Source organism: Metabacillus sp. YM-086 (assembly GCF_048059995.1).
Lineage (GTDB): Bacteria > Bacillota > Bacilli > Bacillales > Bacillaceae > Metabacillus > Metabacillus litoralis_B.
The window spans coordinates 14,364-34,525 of record NZ_JBLUOI010000028.1 but is presented as its reverse complement, the minus strand read 5'-3'; the positions used below and the strand labels follow the sequence as shown (position 1 = coordinate 34,525).

The 20,162-nt window shown below is 34.4% G+C and carries 21 protein-coding genes and 2 pseudogenes; 15 read left to right on the top strand and 8 right to left on the bottom strand.

From position 1 onward, the window contains the following. The first annotated feature begins 251 nt into the window (after positions 1-251). From ACEWK1_RS13530 to ACEWK1_RS13515, 4 genes are all read left to right on the top strand, one after another. A complete protein-coding gene (locus tag ACEWK1_RS13530; RefSeq protein WP_212136014.1) occupies positions 252-1,997 on the top strand; it encodes a phospho-sugar mutase in 1,746 nt (581 codons plus the stop codon). 145 nt (positions 1,998-2,142) lie between these two features. Beyond that, the gene (locus ACEWK1_RS13525) at positions 2,143-3,267 is read left to right on the top strand and encodes a GAF domain-containing sensor histidine kinase (protein ID WP_121664553.1); all 1,125 of its coding nucleotides are present in this window, start codon (positions 2,143-2,145) and stop codon (positions 3,265-3,267) included. 13 nt (positions 3,268-3,280) lie between these two features. Then, a complete protein-coding gene (locus ACEWK1_RS13520) occupies positions 3,281-3,928 on the top strand; it encodes a response regulator (RefSeq protein ID WP_121664554.1) in 648 nt (215 codons plus the stop codon). A gap of 6 nt (positions 3,929-3,934) precedes the next feature. After that, complete coding sequence (locus ACEWK1_RS13515) at positions 3,935-4,456, top strand: NADPH-dependent FMN reductase (RefSeq protein ID WP_212136015.1); 522 nt, start codon at positions 3,935-3,937, stop codon at positions 4,454-4,456. A 58-nt stretch (positions 4,457-4,514) separates the two neighbouring features. Here ACEWK1_RS13515 and ACEWK1_RS13510 read toward each other — a convergent pair whose 3' ends face one another. Next, on the bottom strand, positions 4,515-4,751 hold the full coding sequence (locus ACEWK1_RS13510) for a YhdB family protein (RefSeq protein ID WP_212136016.1): 237 nt from the start codon (positions 4,749-4,751) through the stop codon (positions 4,515-4,517). A gap of 161 nt (positions 4,752-4,912) precedes the next feature. Between ACEWK1_RS13510 and ACEWK1_RS13505 the strand changes: the two genes are divergently transcribed. Both ACEWK1_RS13505 and ACEWK1_RS13500 read left to right on the top strand, forming a co-directional pair. After that, positions 4,913-5,890 carry a M14 family zinc carboxypeptidase gene (locus ACEWK1_RS13505; protein ID WP_212136017.1) on the top strand — a complete coding sequence of 326 codons (978 nt, stop codon included), beginning with the start codon at positions 4,913-4,915 and terminating at the stop codon, positions 5,888-5,890. Between the two features lie 60 nt (positions 5,891-5,950). Beyond that, positions 5,951-6,301 (top strand): DUF3889 domain-containing protein, encoded by a 351-nt coding sequence (locus ACEWK1_RS13500; RefSeq protein WP_162987542.1) that lies wholly within the window; start codon positions 5,951-5,953, stop codon positions 6,299-6,301. A 14-nt stretch (positions 6,302-6,315) separates the two neighbouring features. Here the strand turns inward: ACEWK1_RS13500 and ACEWK1_RS13495 are convergent, their stop codons facing one another. Further along, the gene (locus ACEWK1_RS13495) at positions 6,316-6,756 is read right to left on the bottom strand and encodes an RrF2 family transcriptional regulator (protein ID WP_121664559.1); all 441 of its coding nucleotides are present in this window, start codon (positions 6,754-6,756) and stop codon (positions 6,316-6,318) included. Positions 6,757-6,957: 201 nt separating this feature from the next. Here ACEWK1_RS13495 and hmpA point away from each other — a divergent pair, with 201 nt between their 5' ends. The 3 genes from hmpA to ACEWK1_RS13480 all read left to right on the top strand — a co-directional run bounded on the left by hmpA (position 6,958) and on the right by ACEWK1_RS13480 (position 10,725). Beyond that, positions 6,958-8,178 carry an NO-inducible flavohemoprotein gene (hmpA, locus tag ACEWK1_RS13490; RefSeq protein ID WP_212136018.1) on the top strand — a complete coding sequence of 407 codons (1,221 nt, stop codon included), beginning with the start codon at positions 6,958-6,960 and terminating at the stop codon, positions 8,176-8,178. A gap of 82 nt (positions 8,179-8,260) precedes the next feature. After that, complete coding sequence (locus ACEWK1_RS13485; protein ID WP_121664561.1) at positions 8,261-9,679, top strand: SpoVR family protein; 1,419 nt, start codon at positions 8,261-8,263, stop codon at positions 9,677-9,679. 128 nt (positions 9,680-9,807) lie between these two features. Continuing rightward, positions 9,808-10,725, top strand: a complete 918-nt coding sequence (locus tag ACEWK1_RS13480; protein WP_212136019.1) for a ferritin family protein — start codon at positions 9,808-9,810, stop codon at positions 10,723-10,725. A 67-nt stretch (positions 10,726-10,792) separates the two neighbouring features. Here ACEWK1_RS13480 and ACEWK1_RS13475 read toward each other — a convergent pair whose 3' ends face one another. Together ACEWK1_RS13475 and ACEWK1_RS13470 are read right to left on the bottom strand one after the other, a co-directional pair. Then, positions 10,793-11,503: a DUF421 domain-containing protein gene (locus ACEWK1_RS13475; RefSeq protein ID WP_212136020.1), complete on the bottom strand. Its 711-nt coding sequence runs from the start codon at positions 11,501-11,503 to the stop codon at positions 10,793-10,795. A gap of 404 nt (positions 11,504-11,907) precedes the next feature. After that, the gene (locus ACEWK1_RS13470; RefSeq protein ID WP_212136021.1) at positions 11,908-12,066 is read right to left on the bottom strand and encodes a hypothetical protein; all 159 of its coding nucleotides are present in this window, start codon (positions 12,064-12,066) and stop codon (positions 11,908-11,910) included. A gap of 261 nt (positions 12,067-12,327) precedes the next feature. On the opposite strand from ACEWK1_RS13470, the gene spoIIP (ACEWK1_RS13465) reads away from it, so the two are divergent. From spoIIP (ACEWK1_RS13465) to ACEWK1_RS13440, 6 genes and pseudogenes are all read left to right on the top strand, one after another. Beyond that, a complete protein-coding gene (gene spoIIP, locus ACEWK1_RS13465; RefSeq protein WP_212136022.1) occupies positions 12,328-13,170 on the top strand; it encodes a stage II sporulation protein P in 843 nt (280 codons plus the stop codon). A gap of 87 nt (positions 13,171-13,257) precedes the next feature. Then, positions 13,258-14,415, top strand: a complete 1,158-nt coding sequence (gene spoIIP / locus ACEWK1_RS13460) for a stage II sporulation protein P (RefSeq protein WP_232273650.1) — start codon at positions 13,258-13,260, stop codon at positions 14,413-14,415. 262 nt (positions 14,416-14,677) lie between these two features. After that, a pseudogene (locus tag ACEWK1_RS13455) lies at positions 14,678-15,409 on the top strand (sulfite exporter TauE/SafE family protein). Between the two features lie 90 nt (positions 15,410-15,499). Next, on the top strand, positions 15,500-15,706 hold the full coding sequence (gene copZ / locus ACEWK1_RS13450; protein ID WP_212136023.1) for a copper chaperone CopZ: 207 nt from the start codon (positions 15,500-15,502) through the stop codon (positions 15,704-15,706). A gap of 128 nt (positions 15,707-15,834) precedes the next feature. Beyond that, positions 15,835-16,734, top strand: a complete 900-nt coding sequence (locus ACEWK1_RS13445; RefSeq protein ID WP_212136024.1) for a multicopper oxidase family protein — start codon at positions 15,835-15,837, stop codon at positions 16,732-16,734. Positions 16,735-16,902: 168 nt separating this feature from the next. Continuing rightward, positions 16,903-17,490 carry a YdhK family protein gene (locus ACEWK1_RS13440; RefSeq protein ID WP_212136025.1) on the top strand — a complete coding sequence of 196 codons (588 nt, stop codon included), beginning with the start codon at positions 16,903-16,905 and terminating at the stop codon, positions 17,488-17,490. Between the two features lie 70 nt (positions 17,491-17,560). Here ACEWK1_RS13440 and ACEWK1_RS13435 read toward each other — a convergent pair whose 3' ends face one another. The 4 genes and pseudogenes from ACEWK1_RS13435 to ACEWK1_RS13420 all read right to left on the bottom strand — a co-directional run bounded on the left by ACEWK1_RS13435 (position 17,561) and on the right by ACEWK1_RS13420 (position 20,028). Then, a complete protein-coding gene (locus ACEWK1_RS13435) occupies positions 17,561-17,695 on the bottom strand; it encodes a hypothetical protein (RefSeq protein WP_269671115.1) in 135 nt (44 codons plus the stop codon). A 59-nt stretch (positions 17,696-17,754) separates the two neighbouring features. Then, positions 17,755-17,937: pseudogene (locus ACEWK1_RS13430) on the bottom strand (sialidase); the annotation flags it as partial. Positions 17,938-17,966: 29 nt separating this feature from the next. Further along, positions 17,967-18,653: a response regulator transcription factor gene (locus tag ACEWK1_RS13425; RefSeq protein WP_212136027.1), complete on the bottom strand. Its 687-nt coding sequence runs from the start codon at positions 18,651-18,653 to the stop codon at positions 17,967-17,969. Then, positions 18,628-20,028, bottom strand: a complete 1,401-nt coding sequence (locus tag ACEWK1_RS13420) for a sensor histidine kinase (protein ID WP_212136028.1) — start codon at positions 20,026-20,028, stop codon at positions 18,628-18,630. Before ACEWK1_RS13420 ends, ACEWK1_RS13425 begins: the two co-directional genes overlap by 26 nt. Positions 20,029-20,162: the final 134 nt, after the last annotated feature.

Genomic DNA, 20,162 nt, shown 5'->3' with positions numbered 1-20,162 from the left:
GTGTGTGTCTAATAAAATATAATTAGACAGAATCTGTCACAACAGAAATATCGTAACAAAATAAAAAAAATAAAAAACCTTAAGCTAGTTAATTTTTGACTCTAACGAAAGTTGTTTTAATATAACTCTAAAGGAATGTTTAAAGGAAATACTCGGAATTTGTAGAAATTCAATTATATCTAAGATATTTTTATATGCTAAAATATAAATGATTTTTACTAATTTTTGAAAAAAACTCCTAGGAGGTAAAAATGAGCTGGGAACAAAACTATCAACGTTGGAATAATAAACAAGACTTAGATTCAGAACTGAAAAATCTTTTAATTAGTATGGAAGGTAATGAAAAGGCTTTAGAAGACTGCTTTTATAAAGATTTAGAATTTGGTACAGGCGGTATGCGTGGTGAAATTGGACCAGGTACAAACCGTATGAACATATATACAGTGCGTAAAGCATCTGAAGGTTTAGCAACTTACATAGAAACATTTGGTGAGGAGGCAAAAAAACGAGGTGTAGCGATTGCTTACGACTCTCGTCATAAGTCACCAGAATTTGCAATGGAGGCTGCAAAAACATTAGCTTCTCATGGTATTCAAACATATGTATTTGAAGAATTGCGTCCAACTCCTGAGCTTTCATTTGCGGTTCGCCATTTACATGCTTTTTCAGGAATCGTTGTTACAGCCAGTCACAATCCTCCAGAATATAACGGATATAAAGTGTATGGAGAAGATGGAGGCCAATTACCACCGGCTGCAGCAGATACAGTTATTTCATATGTAAATAAAGTGGAAGATGAATTACTCATAAATGTAAAAGATGAAGACGAGTTAAAAGCACAAGGTCTAATCAAAATGCTTGGTGAAGAAATAGACCAAGCTTATACAGAAAAATTAACGACTATCTCTGTCAATCCAGAGCTTTCTAAAGAAGTAGATGTGAAGGTTGTGTTCACACCATTACATGGAACGGCTAATAAGCCGGTTAGAAGCGGTTTGAAGGCACTAGGATATCAAAATGTGACAGTTGTTAAGGAGCAGGAATTACCAGATCCAAACTTTTCGACTGTTAAATCTCCAAATCCAGAGGAGCATGATGCCTTTACTTTAGCTATTAGAGACGGTGAATCCATCGATGCTGATGTGTTAATTGGGACAGACCCAGATGCAGATCGCCTTGGGGTTGCTGTGAAAAATAATGAAGGACAATATGTTGTGCTTACCGGAAATCAAACGGGTGCATTGCTTTTACATTATTTACTTTCTCAGAAAAAAGACAAGGGAATACTTCCAAGTAACGGGGTTGTGTTGAAAACAATTGTTACTTCGGAAATTGGTCGCGATATTGCGAGTTCTTTCGGGCTTGATACAATTGATACTTTGACAGGCTTTAAATTCATTGGAGAAAAAATAAATGAATATGAGCGAACAGGTCAATATGAATTTCAATTTGGCTATGAAGAAAGCTATGGCTATTTAATTGGTGATTTTGCACGTGATAAAGATGCAGTGCAGGCAGCGTTATTATCTGTTGAGGTTGTTGCTTTCTATAAGAAAAAGGGTCTAACTTTGTATCAAGGGCTATTAGAAATTTTCAAAGAATATGGCTATTACAAAGAAGGCTTACAATCACTTACATTAAAAGGAAAAGAAGGAGCAGAGCAGATTCAAAGTATCCTTCAATCGTTTAGAACCAATCCTCCAACTGAAGTTGCTGGTAAGAAGATTGTTACTATTGAGGATTATAAATCAAGTGAACGTCAAAAAGTAACTGCTGGTACAACAGAAAAAATTAACTTACCAGGATCAAACGTATTAAAGTACATTCTTGAGGATAACTCTTGGTTCTGTGTTCGTCCATCTGGTACTGAGCCAAAAGCAAAATTCTACTTCGGGGTTAAGTGTGAAACACTTGAGCAAAGTGAACAGCAATTAGCGGCTCTAGAAGCTGGTGTTATGGAAAAAGTAAATGATTTAATTGCTACTCTTAGTAAGTAGTCTTGAAGCGGTCAACATATGTTGCCCGCTTTTTTACGTTAGTAATACTCCAATGGTCGTAGAAAAATTCATACAGATAGAGAAGGTCGTAATCGCTTAGATATTGCTATAATAGACTCAAGAAAAGGAATATGGGAGAAGAGACATGAGGGGAAAAGATAATCGAATCCATGAGTTAAATACATTAAAAACAATTGCAGAGAAACTAAACGAAGCAACAGATGTTGGGGAAATGTTGAGCGACGTGTTAAGAGAGTTACTCCATGTGACAGAGCTACCGACCGGGTGGATCTTTTTAATAGATGAAAAAGGCCAATACGAATTAGCAGCTGATTATGCGTTGCCTGCCGGATTGACATGGGAGCAAAAGAAACCGATGTGTCAGGGAGGCTGCTGGTGTCTTGATCAGTATCAGGATGGGCGGCTGAAGAAAGCTGTTAATATCATCACATGTAAGCGAATTGAGGAAGCGATAGAACAAAAATGGGGAGATACGATGGAAATTACACATCATGCAACCGTTCCTTTACGGGCAGGAAACGAAAAATTTGGTGTTCTAAATGTAGCCTCTCCTCATAAAAAGAAGTTTACAGATGAAGAGCTGGCATTGTTGGAGTCAGTTGCGTTTCAAATTGGTACAGCAATGAAACGAATACAGCTTGTTGAAAAAGAAAGATCTCATGCATTAACTAAAGAGAGAAATAGACTTGCTCAAGATTTACATGATTCAGTAAATCAGCTGTTATTTTCAATTATGTTAACAGCACGTGGAACAAAAGAGATGACGGAGCAAGAAGATGTAAAGGAAATGCTGACCTATATGCAGGAGCTTTCTCAAGAAGCTTTAACAGAGATGAAAGGCCTCATCTGGCAACTTAGACCTCAGGGATTAGAGAATGGCATAACAGCTGCATTATTCAATTATGCAAATGTACTTGGGCTAAAAATGGAATGTAATATAGAAGGTGTTTGTACACTACCAAATCATATAGAAGAAGAGCTATGGAGAGTCGGACAGGAGGCTTTAAATAACTGTAAAAAGCATGCTGAAACCAATGAAATCCGCTTTGAATTAAGTAAAACAGAATCTAGTGTCATGATGGTATTTGAGGATAACGGAAGAGGTTTTCATTACGATGAGAACCATTCAATTCCCTCATTAGGGCTAAAAGGAATGAGAGAGCGAGTCATACGGTTAAAAGGGAATTTTTCATTACAAAGTATACTAGGCGTTGGCACGAAAATTGAAATAATTATTCCGTTAAAATGAGAGGGATAGAAAAATGACGAAAATAAAAGTTGTTATTGCAGATGATCATCATGTGGTTCGAAGAGGATTGCTCTTTTTTCTTAAAACGCAACAAGATATAGAGGTAATAGGTGAGGCGAAAAATGGTCAGGAAGCGGTGGACATGGTGTCAAAGTTAAATCCTGATGTTGTTTTAATGGACCTATCCATGCCGATTATGGATGGAGTCATGGCAACGAAAGCAATTAGAGAGGCCGAAAATGAAGTTAAAATTATTATTCTGACTAGCTATGCAGATCAAGATCATGTTATTCCTGCTATTCGCGCTGGAGCATCTGGTTATCAATTAAAAGACATTGAGCCAGATGAACTTGTTCAAACAATACGAGATGTATTAAAAGGTGAAAGCAAGTTGCACCCAAAGGTAACGTCACATGTTATGACACATCTCTCCGGGCAAAATTCAAATCAACAAACAAAGCTCGATGAATTAACAAGAAGAGAGAAGGAAGTTTTAAACGAGCTTGCTAAAGGGAAAAGCAATAAAGAAATAGCCAGTGCTTTGTATATTACCGAAAAAACAGTTAAAACGCATATATCAAATATTCTCTCAAAGTTACAGCTTTCTGATCGGACTCAAGCAGCGATTTATGCTGTGAAAAATGGATACTTAAAGGAGTAGATTTACATGAATATCTTAGTTTTAAATGGCGGGCCTAGAAAAACTGGAAGAACGAAAATGGCTGCAGCCTTTATAGAGAGAACATACAATGCCAATCATTTTGACTTAAGTGAACGAGAACTGCCTCTATTCAATGGAGATGAAACTCGGGCTCACCTTCAAGTGATTCAGGAATTAAAGAAATCTGTTACTGACGCAGATGCTGTTGTACTATTATCACCAGAGTATCATAATGGAATGAGCGGGGCTTTGAAAAATGCTCTGGATTTTTTAAGCAGTGAACAGTTTGCACATAAGCCTGTTGCGATCATATCAGTTGCCGGTGGGGGAAAAGGTGGAATCAACGCTCTAAATAACATGAGAACAGTGATGAGAGGTGTCTATGCTCATGTTATTCCAAAACAAGTGGTCCTTGACCCTGATTGTTTTGACTATGATCAAAAAGGATTGGTTAATGAATCAGCTGCACTTGTTCATTCATTAATTGAAGAATTAACGTTATACACAAAGGCATTTCATAAAAAATAGGTAATAGAAAAGACTGACTAAGGATTGTATAGCCAATACGATCCTAGTCAGTCTTTTTTTATTGTAAAAATTCTAATTCAGGTTCTTCCTCTACAGCGTGATCAATATATCTTAACAATGAATAAAGCTGTTTTTCAACTTCTGTATAATCATGTTCAAAATTATAGGCATGTAGAAAATGCTCAATTTTTTTTGATAAAAAATCATCTTTTGTACGGACCATAAGAATAAGCAAGTTATCCCATTGTGAACGATGTGTGTAATACAATGCTTTGTCATAATCTACACTGTTCATTTTTTATAATCCCTCCTTCTTAAGGAGATAAGATTATTGTATGTGAAAAGTACTTTTTTTTACTGAGAAAAACTTGGTGTTGTTGTCATAGAGCCTATGGAAGTGATTACCCTTATAAAATGAAATCAATGTGGAAACCTAAGGCGAAAAAGGGGGTGAAAATGACGAAGAAAGTAATCATCTTTTTGGTTGTTTTCCTTATCGTACAGGATGTAAAAGCCGAAGAGCCTGAAATGTATACATATAAAACAATGAAAACGAACATGTTAGAGCTTTCTAAACGATATGAGTTAGAAGTGAAAGAATTTGGACAATCGGAGTTTGGACGAGACCTCCTTGCCATAAAAGTAGGTAAAGGAAAGAGGTCAATCTTAATAACAGGAAGTCACCACGGTCGTGAGTGGTTGTCAACACATATCATCATGAAAATGATTAAGGAATATGCAAGTGCTTATCAACATAAGCAAACATTATTTGGGCATAATCTGAATATATTGGATGATGTATCAATATGGTTTGTCCCGATGGTTAACCCAGATGGAGTGACCATACAGCAGCAGGGAATTGATCACTTTCCATTTCTTCTTCAGGAAATATACGTAGATATGAATGAGGGGGAAAATAACTTTTTAAGGTGGAAAGCCAATGCCCTTGGAGTAGACTTAAATAGACAATATCCTGCTGGATGGGAGAAGATTAAAGGTGATACAGCTTATGCATCATATTCTCATTACAAAGGAGAAAAACCTTTAGAAGCAAAAGAGACTAGGGCACTAGTGGATTTTACCGAAAAAATTCAGCCGCTTACATCGGCTGCTTACCATACTTCTGGACGTGAACTTTATTGGTACTATTATAATGAGTTAAGCCATCTTCAAAGAGATTATCAATTAGTCGATATAATTGCCGAAAAAACAGGCTATAAAGTTTCTTATCCACCTTATAATGCAATTGGTGGTGGATATACAGATTGGTTTATTCAATCATACCAAAGACCTGCACTAACGATTGAACTTAGTTACCCAGTTGAAGAAACAAATCCTCCATTATCAGTGTTGCCTGAGGAATGGAAACGGAACAAAGAAGTAGGATTCATCATATGTAAATTTGCCAAAGAAGAACTGTTGGAAAAAGAATAACCTGTGAATATGAAAGGTGAAAAAGGGGACATTAATAAAAAATGTTCTGTGGAGGAAAAAATGAAAAAAAATTCTCTATCTAAACTTTTAATTACATTTGTAGCGCTATTCATTGTACTATCAGCAGGAATGAAAGCATATGGTGAACCAAATCCAGATGAGACTGACTATAAAAAATGGAGTCGAATTGCGGTTTCCTCGGTCAAAGAAAAATACCCTGATGCTGAACTAACGGATTATAAGTATGTAGGCCGGAAGGAAGTTAACGAAAAAGAAACAAGGGATACATTTCATATTAAATGTACTCAACAAAATAGATCATTTATTGTAAAGGCTGATGTTGTGTTCAATCCAACAACTGGAAAGCTTATTACTGTTAATATAGAAGAACTTAGAGAAGGTGGACTTTAATTGTCACCTTCTTCTTATTTATTTAATGAAAAGTAATGTAACAGAGCTGACTGATTTTTGGCAACATCTGCCAAAGTATATTGATCCAATACTTCCAAGTATGCTTGAAGTGCTTTATTTAAAACATGTTTAAGTCCGCAGGCTGGTGAAATAACACATTGATTATTTTCTTTATCAAAGCATTCAACAAGATGAAAATCTTCCTCCGTTTTGCGGACAATTTCACCTATGTTTATTTCCTCAGGAGCCTTTGCTAACCGAATTCCACCATTTCTGCCGCGAATCGTTTCAATCACATTCATTTTTCCGAGCTCATATGTTACCTTCATTAAATGGTTTTTAGAAATATTATAAATCTCTGCAATTTCTTTTATGTTAGAGAGTTCTTCCTTCGGTTTTGTTGCTAAATATACTAGGACTCTTAATGAGTAATCTGTGTAAAGAGTTAAGCGCATGTATATAACCTCACATCTTTTTAATGTAGAACTGAGTGTAACTTGATTATATTGCTATATTATCACAACTTTATTTCTGTGCACGAAATATGTTCGAAAATGTGACAGCTTTTTAAAAGATGTATTTTAGATATTGCTTTAAGAGTTAAGGGTGAACTATGATAAAGATGTATTTAAAATACTACTTTAGGGGTGGATAAAATGTTATCCAATAAAACGATAGAAATCGTTAAATCAACAGCACCTGTTCTAGCTGAACGAGGAACAGAAATTACTACACATTTTTATAAGAGTTTATTTAAAGATTATCCTGAGCTATTAAATATTTTTAACCATGCAAATCAAAAGCAAGGAAGACAGCAAGCCGCTCTAGCAAATACAGTATACGCAGCAGCTACATATATCGATCAATTAGAAGTACTTTTACCAGCTGTAAAGCAAATTGCTCATAAACATAGAAGCTTAAATGTAAAGAAGGAACATTATCCAATCGTAGGAGAATATTTATTAAAGGCAATCAAAGAGGTGTTAGGAGATGCTGCTACCCCAGATATAATTGAGGCATGGGGAGAAGCTTATCAAGTGATAGCTCAAGTATTTATTGATGTAGAGCAGGAAATGTATGATCAAGCAAAAGAAGAAGCATGGGATGAATTCAAACCATTCCGTGTTGTAAATAAAGTGAAGGAAAGCTCACTTATTACCTCTTTTTACTTAGAGCCAGTTGATGGTTCAAAGGTTCCGAATTTTATTCCAGGGCAATATGTGACAGTCCGCCTTTCTATCCCAGGTGAGAAATATCTATTTAACAGACAATACAGCTTATCCGATGCACCTGGTAAAAATACATTTAGAATTTCTGTTAAAAGAGAAAGAGATCATGTTAAAGAAGATGGCATGGTATCCAATTATCTGCATGATTTCGTAAATGTGAATGATGAAATTGAATTAACAGCCCCAGCAGGTGATTTTGTGCTGGAAAATCAAAAGCATCAGCATGTTCATTTCATTAGTGGTGGCGTCGGGATTACTCCAATGATGAGTATGCTAAACTATCTAGCTGATTCTCAGGATGAAAGAGAAATAACATTTATACATGCAGCAAAAAATGGGGAAGTGCATGCATTTGCTGAAGAAACACAAAAAAGTATTCAATCTCTAGCCAATGCGAAGGAATGTATTATTTACGAAACAACGAATGAGCTAGACCGTAAGAATCAAAACTTTATAGCAGAAGGCTACCTTAATGCAGAACTGCTGAATAAACTTATCGATAAAAATGGAGCTTTTTATATCTGTGGGCCGGTAGCCTTCATGAAAAATGTGATTGGATATCTTGAAGATCTTGGTGTAAAAACAGAAAATATCCATTATGAATTCTTTGGTCCTTCTGTTAGTTTAAAGGATTATCAGAATGCTTAAAAATATGAAATAAAACAAACCCTTTCATGTTTTCCCTCTTAAGTACATACATTTAAGATAACAAAAGCTTAGGGGGGAGACTATGAAAGAAACTGATCAAAAGGCCCTGGAATATGCAATTTCAGAAATTACCGAGATTGCTAAAGGCTTTGGACTTGATTTTTATCCAATGAGATATGAAATTTGTCCTGCTGATATTATTTATACATTTGGTGCTTACGGTATGCCAACGAGATTTTCACACTGGAGCTTTGGTAAGCAATTTCATAAAATGAAGCTTCAATATGATTTAGGATTAAGTAAAATCTATGAGCTTGTCATAAACTCAGACCCATGCTATGCCTTCCTATTAGATACGAACTCCCTTATTCAGAACAAGTTAATTGTTGCCCACGTTTTAGCTCATTGTGACTTCTTTAAAAATAATTCTCGATTTAGCAATACAAAAAGGGAAATGGTTGAGAGTATGTCAGCCACTGCAGAACGAATTAAACAATACGAAATTTTATACGGTAGACATGAGGTTGAGACATTTTTAGATGCCGTTCTTTCCATCCAGGAGCATATTGATCCTTCACTTGTTCGGCCGAAACTCTCGTGGACAATTGATGATATTGAATTTGATGAGACGGAAGAGGATAAAGCAGCAACACCTTATGATGACCTATGGAATCTTGATAAAAAGCAAGAGAAAAAGATTGTCTCTAAAAAGAAAAGAAAGAAGCTTCCGCCATCTCCCGAAAAAGACATTCTTTTATTCATTGAAGAATATAGCCGGGAGTTAGAAGATTGGCAGCGTGATATTTTAACAATGATGCGTGAAGAAATGCTTTATTTTTGGCCTCAATTAGAAACGAAAATCATGAACGAAGGCTGGGCTTCGTATTGGCATCAGCGTATTATCCGAGAGATGGATCTTACTTCAGATGAAGCAGTTGAGTTCGCTAAGCTAAATGCTGGTGTTGTACAGCCATCAAAAACGAGTATTAATCCATATTATCTTGGTTTAAAAATCTTTGAAGATATAGAAGAACGCTATAATAATCCAACAGAAGAAATGAAAATGTTTGGTGCAAAGCCAGGCTCAGGTCGAGAAAAAATGTTTGAGGTTCGTGAAGTAGAATCAGATATCTCCTTTATCCGCAATTACTTAACAAAGGATCTCGTGTTAAGAGAAGATATGTATCTTTTCCAAAAGCAAGGACGCGATTATAAAATTGTTGATAAAGAGTGGGAAGGAGTCCGTGATCAACTAGTTAGTATGCGGGTGAACGGCGGATTCCCTTATATTACAGTTAACGATGGAGATTACTTAAAAAACAACGAACTTTACCTAAAGCATTGGTTTGAGGATATTGAGCTTGATTTAAAATATCTAGAGAAAGTTCTTCCATATGTATACCAGCTTTGGGGTAGACCAGTGCATATGGAAAGTGTTTTAGAAGGAAAAGCTGTATTGTTTTCTTATGATGGGAAGAGTGTGTCGAGGAAGTATTTATAAAATAGAAAGAAGAAGCTACTAATTGCTAAGTAGCTTCTTCTTTATTTAACAAACTTATGTACTTGCACGTGAGCCTATTAGTTATACATATAATATGTTGAAATTTAACCCAGAAAGGAGGACAAATCATGTATTCATTTAACAATACTTATCTATATGATCCATACAATGCTAGGTATTATCGTAATATAAGTGACACTAAAATCTTAAAGGATATTCAAAAAGCTATAAATGCAGAATATAGTGCAATTTTTTGTTATGGAAAATTAGCTAAGCTTGCACCTGGACAGGATGAGAGAGAAAGAATACTTGAGATACAAAAAGATGAGAGACGACACCTTGAGGAGTTTAGTGGGATTTATAAAAATTTAACAGGTATGCAGCCAACCTATAAAATCATTGAAGAATGTCCTGATACGTATAGAGAGGGCGTAGAATTTTCTTTTAAGGATGAGCAAGAAGCGGTCGACTTTTATTTAGATATTTCAGATCAAGCTCATAATCTTTTTATTAAAGAAAGATTTCGTCGAGCAGCAGCAGATGAGCAAAATCACGCTATTTGGTTCTTATCTTTTTTATTGAAAAGACAAAATGTAAAAAAGAGCACTCGACAAGTTGAAAACTTTGGAGCAAAAGGAGCTCTTAGTGCTCCTACACTGACCTTACCCGATATGTTAACTTATGCCCTTCAAGATGAATATTTAGCACAGGCAAGGTATGATAATATATTGGAAACATTCGGTTATATACGTACTTTTGCACGAATTAAAGAAGCGGAATTGAGACATATAAGTGCACTATTACCACTTTTTGACCTTTATCAGATGAAGATTCCTGAAGACATTTCCCATTCTTATGTAACAACGCCCCAAAGTGTAAAGGCAGCTTATTCTGCTGGCGTTCAAGGAGAAATTGACAATATTTCTATGTATGAGAAATTTATAACACATAATATTCCTAATGATGTAAAAACAATCTTCACACAGCTCCGTAATGCTTCGTTAAATCATTTAGATGCATTTAAAAGAGGGCTCGCAAGGGATTAGGAAATTCTTGTAGGAAAGTATAATAGTTAAGAGGTCTCCTATTATACTTTTCCTTTGAGAATGATATTTATTCCTGATCAATTGGAGAATATATATGGTCTTTAAAAATATCAATATATATATTACCATTAGCAGCCAATACTGCATAAACCACGTCTTTCTTAGTTAAACTTCTTTTGGTTAATTCTGAAAGTAACCAATTAATTGTTAGATTGTTTTGCTTTAAATTTTCTTCTATGATTTCTCCATCCATTATTAGCTCAATCGGAAGTCTTTGTTCAGGTGTTGCTGTAACCGATAGGTCCTGTCTTGTAACATACCTAAATTGTGGTTTTTTAAGTACGGTTAACGTTCCATTAGTCTCGACAATTGCAAACAAGACCTCCTCGATATTAAACGTGTCTTTTTCTCTTAACTGTTGGTTCAAATAATCTATTGTATAGCGCATTTTATTCATATTCTTTTCTAATATCTTTCCATTTTGTATAACGATGGTTGGATCTCCCGCGAAAAACTTTCTTCCTTTTCGATTCTTTAACGATATGACAGCAATAAGGAAAATAACAGCGACAAAAATGCTATAAGCAAGTATAGTATGATGAACCTTAATGGAGGTATTAAACGCTAAGTTTGCGGCAATGGCCCCCATTGAGATGGATGCGATAAAATCAAACATTGTCATCTGTGAAATAGTCTGTTTTCCTAAAATACGTGCTCCGATAAGTAGAAGAGAAAAGGAGGTTATTGATCTTAAGATAACCTCATAATGTTCAGCCATGTATCTCACCCCTGAGCCTTAGAATTAGCTTTATTTTAAGTAAATAATTCCAAAGTTATACTCTTTATCGCTAAGTTCTGAGGGGCTTTAAGGTGTTTTTACATCTCGAAATAATGAAGTGATAATTGTAGAAATAAACATTATAAAGTTTAAGGGCAAATAAAGAAACATAAGAGATTTAGATTTATTATCAGCTAGGACTACTATTGGAACTTGTCCATTTTTGAAGAGGCATTACTAAATCGGTATCGTATTAGCAGATTTGAATTTGTAGGGGTAAAGTTTGGATATCTATCTGGGGTTTATCCATTTTATTAAGTATTAAATATGGGAGTTATTCTCGTTAATAGGTATTAAGAGGTATATTACCACTAAGTCTACTTGTGTTGGTTGGTGGATTTGTTTTATTTTTTCCCAGTTCCAAATAAATTTTTCAATTTATTTTCTTCTATTGGGATAATTTTATAAAAAAATGTGGCTGGCAAACTCAGTCTGATTTCTTCTATAATATCGTCAGCGTTTTTTACACTTTTAAAGTTAATATCTTTATCTATGACCTCCATCTCATACCCTTCCATATTTTATACGCCTTAACAATAAACTTCATCTCTATTTATCCTTTCATTCCTTTATATAATTCCATAATCCAAAATGAATCGATAATTCTAATTATTCTAACATAGGTTAATAAGGTGAAATGTAAAGATTATGTAAATTATAATGTTAGTTAAAAATAACCAAACTATTTTAGGGTTATTAATAGTGATCTACTTTCTTTATGAAAAAGAGGAACTCCTTAATAAAAAAGTAAGTAAGATGGGGATTTGAGCACCAAGGTCGATTCCTACTCTTCAACAAGATTAAATGTTAAGAGAAATACTGAGTCAGAAGTGTCAACTGAACTTGTACCAAATGATGATTCACTTAAAAAGGATGCAGAGCTGATTCAGGAAAGAATTGATTCATTTAACGAAGAAGAAATAATAAGACCAGAAATCAAACAGAAAAACTTTCACAGTACATTCGGGAGAAGGTTAGTCTTTATCTATTTTTCTCATACTAGAGAATCTTTTTTGCCTTACTTTAAAAAGGGAACTGCCCCAGAGAGTTCTTACCATTCCAAAATAAATATATCACTGGTCGGAAACAGATTAGGAGAATCCTTGAGAAGCAATGGTATTTGGAATGATGTTTGTCAAGTAGATATAGTAAATATGTTAAATAACCGCAACTTAACATTTTGTCGTTCTTATAAAATGTCTAGGGGGGGTGTTGTAAATGAATTGCGTGAAAATAGAGATTTAGAAATGGCGTTCGTTATTCATCGCGATTCATTGCCAAGAGAATATTCAACAATTGAAATTGGTGAAGAATCACTTGCCAAAATTTCGTTTGTAATTGGAAGTGGACATGAAAATTATAAGAGAAATTTAGATTTCACAAATGGTATTCATGAAGTTATTGAGAGGAGATACCCTGGTCTTTCTAGAGGAGTCATTATTAAGGATAAGTCCCAAGGTAATGGTGTCTATAATCAAGATTTAGTACCTAATAGTGTTATTGTTGAAATAGGTGGTGTAGAAAATAATTTTGAAGAACTTTATCGGAGTGCTGATATTTTAGGAAATGCCATCAGTGAATACTATTGGGATAAAGTTCATGAATAAAATCTACATTGTAACATTTGTAATAATTTTTTAGCCATTCAACCCCTTTCACCTTCATATTATGTAGGAGAAAGGGGTTGTCCTATAATGAAAAGATCAGCAAATCAGCAATATTTCTCGTCTTTTATTGTAGCGTTGGTCATTATGTATCTACTAATCGGGACTATTATCTTTATGAATTTTAAAATTGACTCAGTTGTTTTGCAAAAATCTATTAATAATTTATACAGTACAGACCTTTTTGCACATTTTCTCCGAGCTGAAAATCATTATTTTTATCCTAAGGAGACAGAAGAATTGTTTACACTTTCAAATACTTCTAAAATGGCAATTCAACTTGCAACCAGTGTTAAACCCACAGATGCAAGAACATTCTTAGGGAATGAATTACCAGGGTTAAGACTATATGATACGGAAATCATTATTGCAGGAGAAGGAACAGATTTAACTACGTTGCCATACGAGTCTTCTCCTCCGACAGAGGTTTTGCTAGAAGAAAGGAAAGTAGCTGAGGAGAAATTAAAGCAGACTGAAAGTAACTCATCTGAGGATAATACCCAAGTTTCACCTCCACAGAAGAAAACAGTCTATATTTATCAAACACATAGTTGGGAATCATTTTTACCCTTACTGAAAGATGCACAAGTTCCAAATGACGCAATCAGTAACGATGAGAGGGCTAATGTAATTGGATTAGGAAAACGAATGAGTCAAAACTTAATAAATAAAGGTATTGGTGTTGTTCATGACACAACCAATATGACCAAAACTTTGAATGAAAAAGGAATGAGATCCACTAAAGCATATGCTGTGTCTAGTGATATTGTTGAAGCTGCGGTTTCAAGTAAAGAAAATGAGTTGACCTATTTTATTGATATCCATCGTGATTCTGCCAGGAAAAATCTAACCACGAAAAACATTAGTGGTAAAGATTATGCGAGATTATACTTTGTGGTTGGAAAGGAACACGATCGATATTTAGAAAATCTTAATACTGCCAAAGAGCTACATAAGAGACTAGAGGCAAAGTATCCAGGTATAAGTAGAGGTGTATTCCTCAAAACAAAAAGTGAAGGAAACGGTGTTTATAACCAGGATGTTTCAAATAAAGCAATGCTTATTGAAATTGGTGGTGTCGATAATGATCTAGATGAATTGTATCGATCGGTCGATGCATTTACAGAGGTTTTTTCAGAGTATTATTGGGAAATAAGTGAAGCAAAAGAGGTTAATGGTAATGGGTAAGCTATTTTTGACATCACTAAAATGGTTATTATTCACTTTTGCTTCAAGTGTAATCTCTATAAACCTTACTGGAATTTCTATCATTTCGATATCCATTTTTTTAACGGGGTTTATTTTTTCTATTGTTTACTTCTACAAAGACCACATATTTAATTAATGATTTCAGGTCAAAGAGTAATTGAAATATGTCTTGAGAACTCCTTCATAAAATCTGCACAATTATGTATTAAGCTATTGACAGAGTAAAGAAAGGAGGAGAGGTGTGTATATTTTCATCAGTAAAATAAGTTCTTGGTTAAGCCAACCATTTTTTAATATGGCAAATGCACTTGAAGGATTTCCTATTGTATTTGCCTTTGTATTGGGGATTGTAGGGGCACTCGCTCCATGTCAATTTGTTGCTAATGTAAGTGCAGTAACTTTGTATGGAAATCGTTCTCTACAAAGAAAGATCGTATGGAAAGATATTTTAGGTTTTATTTTTGGTAAAATTGTTGCCTTTTCTTTTTTGGGGATATTAATTTGGATTTTAGGTCGGGAAATTGAACAGACTCTTACGATGTATTTTCCGTGGATACGTAAACTAATGGGACCTCTATTAATTATTAGTAGGATTGGTTATGGTAGGTGTCATTAAATTAAAAGGTACAATTAGTATAGTTAAACAAGTTGAAGGTAACCATCTAGAAAGACCATTTGCATCCTTTCTATTAGGATTTAGCTTCTCACTTGCCTTCTGTCCTACAATGTTTGTATTATATTTTGTATCCCTTATACCTGTTGTGTTGTCGAGTTCTTATGGCTTTATTTTGCCTACTTTGTTTGCGATCGTTACTGTCTTACCACTAATTATTATAATTTTCCTTATATGGTACGTAGGGGGAAGTGGAGCTTTATTAAAGAAAGGGAGAAAATTTGGTTCCTTTATTCAAAAGGTAGAAGGGACGTTATGATTCTTGTAGGGATACTTGATGCCATTACATACTGGTATTAAACAAACAGAATCACTTAGGTAATGTCTTGGTTTAACGATTACTTTTTAGAAGAAAATAAAAAGAGATTATAAAGTGAGGAGAGATAATAGATGGAAAAGATAACATTGAAAGTTCAAGGAATGTCATGTGGACATTGTGTAAGTTCAATTGAGGGAAGTGTTGGTAAGTTAGCAGGTGTAAAATCAGTAAAGGTAAACTTGAATTCAGGAGAGGTAGAAGTAGAGTTTAATTCTGCGGAAGTAAATTTATGTGATATTAAGGAAACGATCGATGATCAAGGGTATGACGTTGAATAAGAACTAAAAATAACGAGCTGATAGCTCGTTATTTTTAATTGAAGTTCTATTCTTTTTCATATTCTGGTATAACCAATCATAATATTTAGTTCATAGCAAAACTTTATATTATTATGGGGGATGTAGACATGAACTGGGAAAGTAGATTGGTTATGCCGAACGGATTAAAAGCAAAGTATCAAACGGGCGGCAATACACGTTACTATAAACTTGTTGCAAAACCTTCACGTCATAGTATTGTTGAGAGGGTTGAAATTGAGGGTCTTGGATACAATGGTTCTATTCCTGGTCCTTTACTGGTGTTTAGACAAGGAGAGACTGTTCAAATTGAATTAGAAAACCAATTAGAAAAACCCACTTCACTTCATGTACATGGGTTGTCTAAACCTGTATCTCAAGACGGTATACCTGAAATTGAACCTACCCCCCTAATCAAACCAGGGGAGTCTTATGTTTATCAATTTCCTGCATGGCAAGTAGGAACATTCTTTTATCATGCTGGAGATCCTGCACAAATTCCTCAAGGATTAATGGGACCTTTTATCATTTTACCTAATGATAATCAATTAACAAGAGAACAAATTCCATATCGTGACTACGTTTTAGTTCTCCAACAGTGGGATATACCGCAAGGAGAAATAGGGAAAGTAACACCTGGGACTTTCAAACCTAAAAAATTTGATCAAAACCCAAACTTTTTCACAATAAATGGAAAATCATTTCCTGATACTGAAGGACTTCGTACGAAGTATGGGGAAAAAATTAGAATTCGTTTTATAAATAAGTCCAGTGCCTCACATTCCATGCATGTTCATGGTCATGATTTTCAAGTCGTAAGTGTCAATGGGTTTCCACGTTATAACATATACGATGACACAATTAATGTTGCTTCAGGTCAACGGATTGACATTGAATTATTATCAATAAACCCAGGACCTTTCCCAATAAACGGAACAAAAACATTTCACCAAACGAATAATGGAAAAACACCAGGTGGTATGGTAACAAAATTAATTTATGATAAATAAGGATAAACTAAGCAGTATGTAGACCAATTCTTTCTACTTACTGCTTTTTAATTTTTAAGTTCAAAATATTTACATATATGACACTAATTATGCACACTTTCTGCAAAGTCTTTTGGTATTTTTACAGTATTAACATATAAATCATAAACAAAGAAGGAGCAGGTTGAGATGAAACATAAATTCACAATAGGTATTATGGCAAGTCTATTAGCAATTTCTTTAGCTGCATGTAGTAATAATGGAGAAGAGACACCAAATGAAAACACAGACTCGAACACAAATACAAATACCGAAGAAAGTATGGAAATGGATCATTCTGAGATGAATCATTCAGGTTCTGGTGAAATTCCAGAAGGATTAAAAGAAGAAGAAAACCCAACTTATAAAGTCGGGAGTCAAGCTATTCTTGAAACAGATCACATGGAAGGTATGAAGGGGGCAGAAGCTACAATTGTTGGAGCGTATCATACAAATGTTTATGTGGTTTCTTATACTCCAACAACTGGAGGAGAAATGGTTGAAGATCATAAATGGGTCATCCATGAAGAAATTGAAAATGCAGGAGATCAACCATTTGAACCAGGAACGGAGGTTGTGTTAAACGCTGACCATATGGAAGGGATGAAAGGAGCAACAGCTGTTGTTGACTCAGTTGAAGAAATGACAGTATATATGGTTGACTACACCCCAACAACTGGCGGTGAGGAAGTGAAAAACCATAAGTGGGTGACGGAAAGTGAATTGTCACCAAAATAATATGGTAAGTTGATATTGCATGTGGGGGATAAGAACTTGGATTAATCCAAGTTCTTATTTGAGTATATAGCTATGATTGTATCTTGCCCTTACTTACTAAAGTAGTCCATGACTGACCATTATCTTTTGTTTGATAAATATCATTTTCGTAAGTAACCACAGTCATCACTTCTTCTTTTTCTGGATGAGATGAAATGTACATCACAGGATTTTGTCCATTCACTTCTTTTGGAAGAGGTATTGATTTTTCTTTTTCACCACTTAAATAATATGACTGTTGTAGCCTGCTGCTAAATAATGAAAGTCTGTTTCACCATAAAATTCAAGTTTATTTAACGTTTTTCCACCGTCAGTACTTTTTATAATACCAAGGGGATTCTGTAAATCGGACCCATCCTCAGGGTGTCCACTTGAATAGAAGCCTACATCAGTTGCTTGAAAACCCAAGTCATAATAGTACCCCCTATATTAATTGATTAGTAACTAGATACCCATTTATATCCAACTCCCCAAACTGTTTTTAAATAATGTTCTACTGGGAAGTTAGCTTGTCGTAGCTTTTCTCTCATGTTCCGTATATGCGAATCAATAGTACGATCTTCTGTTTCAGCCTTTAGTCCCCATATGGTTGTGAGTAAATGTTCCCGAGAAAATACTTTATTTTGGTTTTCTAAAAACAAACTAAGTAATGCATATTCCTTTGGTGTAAGTACGATTTCTTTCTCTTGAAATGTGACCTGATACGTAGATTGATTTATTAATAATTCTTCAAATCTGATGATGTTTTCAGACTTAGAGGTCATGTTAGTTCTTCTCATAATCGCTTCTATACGTGCTAACAACTCCTCTTCATTAAATGGTTTGACAAGATAATCATCAGCACCTTTTTTTAATCCTTTAACGATATCTTCCTTTTCACTTCTTGCTGTTAACATGATGATTGGTACATCGGATATTTCTCTTATTCTTTCACAGGTTGTCCATCCGTCCATTTCAGGCATCATGATATCCAGGATCACAATATCGACTTTTTGGTTTCGTAAAGTTTCTATGCCTTGAGGGCCAGAATTCTTCTTAAAACATATATATCCATAAGGTTCTAAATATAAGGATAATAAATTGAGCATTCTTTGCTCATCATCTATTAACAAAACTGTTGTCATTATAAAGTCCTTTCAGTGTAATCTTAAAGCATGTACCTTTATTTAATTGGCTTTCAACCGTAATGTTTCCTCCGTGAGCACCCACTATTTCCTTTACAATGGATAATCCTAATCCGTAACCCCCTGTTAGCCTGGAACGTGATTTATCTACTCTATATAAACGATCAAAGATATATGGTAAATCTTCATCAGGAATCCCTATGCCTTGGTCTTTAACAAAAATGTTTACGAAATTTTTTTCATTTGTTATTTCAATTGTAGTCAAAGTATGGGTATCAGAGTATTTTAAAGCATTATCCAATAAATTTAATAAGACCTGTTCAAACCTAATAGGATCAATATCTACAACAGAATTGATTTCACAAACCAATTCAAGTCTAACTCCTTTACTATCGAAAGCTGGTTTCATTTTTTGGAAAATGGAATTCATAAAGGAGCAAATATATATCTTTTCTTTTGTGATAGAAAAAGTATTTTGATCCATTTTTGCTAAATCAAATAGTTCTTTTAGCAGGTCACCAACATGGTTGGATTCTTCATAAATGATGTTTAAGTAATTTAGCCGTTCCTTGTCTGATATATTTTCTCTTCTTGCAATATCTGTATAGCCCTTAATGTAGGTAAGGGGAGTACGTAGTTCATGAGAAATACTCGCTAAAAACTCGGTTCTCTCCTTTTTTAGATAGTTTAAGTCGTTTGCGAGTGTTTGAATAGAAGTTGATAACTCACCAATTTCATCTTTTGAAGCCTTTGGTAAAGAAACTGAAAAATCACCATTGCTTATTTTTCTTGTTGCTTCCTTCATTGATATCAATGGCTTTGTAAGAGCTCTAGATAAAAAGAATATAGTAATCAACAGGAAAAACAAAATGAGCAACGAAGCCAAGATAAAATGTTCATTTAATCGTGAAATGAAATGTTGAATTTGGTCTGTACTTTTGAACATATAAACATAACCAATATCTCCGTTTGGTGTTTGAAAAGAGGAAACCGTAGAAATATATTGTGTGTTTTGCCAATCCGATTGTAGGATTAGACCTTCATTTAGTGCTTCTAGATCAATAATCTTTCTTGTTAATATCTTGTCCATCCCATCATCTATTTGCTTAGATGATATCTTAATTTTCCCAATATCATCAGTTATGACAACTTCTGTTTCAGTTTCTGTCTCCATAACTTGAATATGATGTAATGTCGTTTCATCGTATGAAATTTCCAAAACATCACTATGACTATTTCCTCGTGATTTTAATGACTCCAATTCTTCATTAACAAGAGAATGCACAACATTGCGATGTAAGAAGAACATAGAAGATGCTTCAATAATAAAAATACAAATAAAAAACCAGAGTCCAAGTTTGATTGAAATTTTCATAAACTACACCTTTTCATCGTTATAAGAGTATTGTAAAGGGAAATTGTTCAGAAAATATGCAGATTTGATGTGTAACTAATGAAATACATTAAAATGCAAACTTTCTCCACAATTTTTTATTATCATGAAAAAAA

What these genes read in the sequence shown, in the direction of transcription:
- ACEWK1_RS13530 (WP_212136014.1), top strand. Translation starts at nt 252, where the DNA reads ATGAGCTGGGAACAAAACTATCAACGTTGGAATAATAAACAAGACTTA.
- ACEWK1_RS13525 (WP_121664553.1), top strand. Translation starts at nt 2,143, where the DNA reads ATGAGGGGAAAAGATAATCGAATCCATGAGTTAAATACATTAAAAACA.
- ACEWK1_RS13520 (WP_121664554.1), top strand. Translation starts at nt 3,281, where the DNA reads ATGACGAAAATAAAAGTTGTTATTGCAGATGATCATCATGTGGTTCGA.
- ACEWK1_RS13515 (WP_212136015.1), top strand. Translation starts at nt 3,935, where the DNA reads ATGAATATCTTAGTTTTAAATGGCGGGCCTAGAAAAACTGGAAGAACG.
- ACEWK1_RS13510 (WP_212136016.1), bottom strand. Translation starts at nt 4,751, where the DNA reads ATGAACAGTGTAGATTATGACAAAGCATTGTATTACACACATCGTTCA.
- ACEWK1_RS13505 (WP_212136017.1), top strand. Translation starts at nt 4,913, where the DNA reads ATGACGAAGAAAGTAATCATCTTTTTGGTTGTTTTCCTTATCGTACAG.
- ACEWK1_RS13500 (WP_162987542.1), top strand. Translation starts at nt 5,951, where the DNA reads ATGAAAAAAAATTCTCTATCTAAACTTTTAATTACATTTGTAGCGCTA.
- ACEWK1_RS13495 (WP_121664559.1), bottom strand. Translation starts at nt 6,756, where the DNA reads ATGCGCTTAACTCTTTACACAGATTACTCATTAAGAGTCCTAGTATAT.
- hmpA (WP_212136018.1), top strand. Translation starts at nt 6,958, where the DNA reads ATGTTATCCAATAAAACGATAGAAATCGTTAAATCAACAGCACCTGTT.
- ACEWK1_RS13485 (WP_121664561.1), top strand. Translation starts at nt 8,261, where the DNA reads ATGAAAGAAACTGATCAAAAGGCCCTGGAATATGCAATTTCAGAAATT.
- ACEWK1_RS13480 (WP_212136019.1), top strand. Translation starts at nt 9,808, where the DNA reads ATGTATTCATTTAACAATACTTATCTATATGATCCATACAATGCTAGG.
- ACEWK1_RS13475 (WP_212136020.1), bottom strand. Translation starts at nt 11,503, where the DNA reads ATGGCTGAACATTATGAGGTTATCTTAAGATCAATAACCTCCTTTTCT.
- ACEWK1_RS13470 (WP_212136021.1), bottom strand. Translation starts at nt 12,066, where the DNA reads ATGGAGGTCATAGATAAAGATATTAACTTTAAAAGTGTAAAAAACGCT.
- spoIIP (WP_232273650.1), top strand. Translation starts at nt 13,258, where the DNA reads ATGAAAAGATCAGCAAATCAGCAATATTTCTCGTCTTTTATTGTAGCG.
- copZ (WP_212136023.1), top strand. Translation starts at nt 15,500, where the DNA reads ATGGAAAAGATAACATTGAAAGTTCAAGGAATGTCATGTGGACATTGT.
- ACEWK1_RS13445 (WP_212136024.1), top strand. Translation starts at nt 15,835, where the DNA reads ATGAACTGGGAAAGTAGATTGGTTATGCCGAACGGATTAAAAGCAAAG.
- ACEWK1_RS13440 (WP_212136025.1), top strand. Translation starts at nt 16,903, where the DNA reads ATGAAACATAAATTCACAATAGGTATTATGGCAAGTCTATTAGCAATT.
- ACEWK1_RS13425 (WP_212136027.1), bottom strand. Translation starts at nt 18,653, where the DNA reads ATGACAACAGTTTTGTTAATAGATGATGAGCAAAGAATGCTCAATTTA.
- ACEWK1_RS13420 (WP_212136028.1), bottom strand. Translation starts at nt 20,028, where the DNA reads ATGAAAATTTCAATCAAACTTGGACTCTGGTTTTTTATTTGTATTTTT.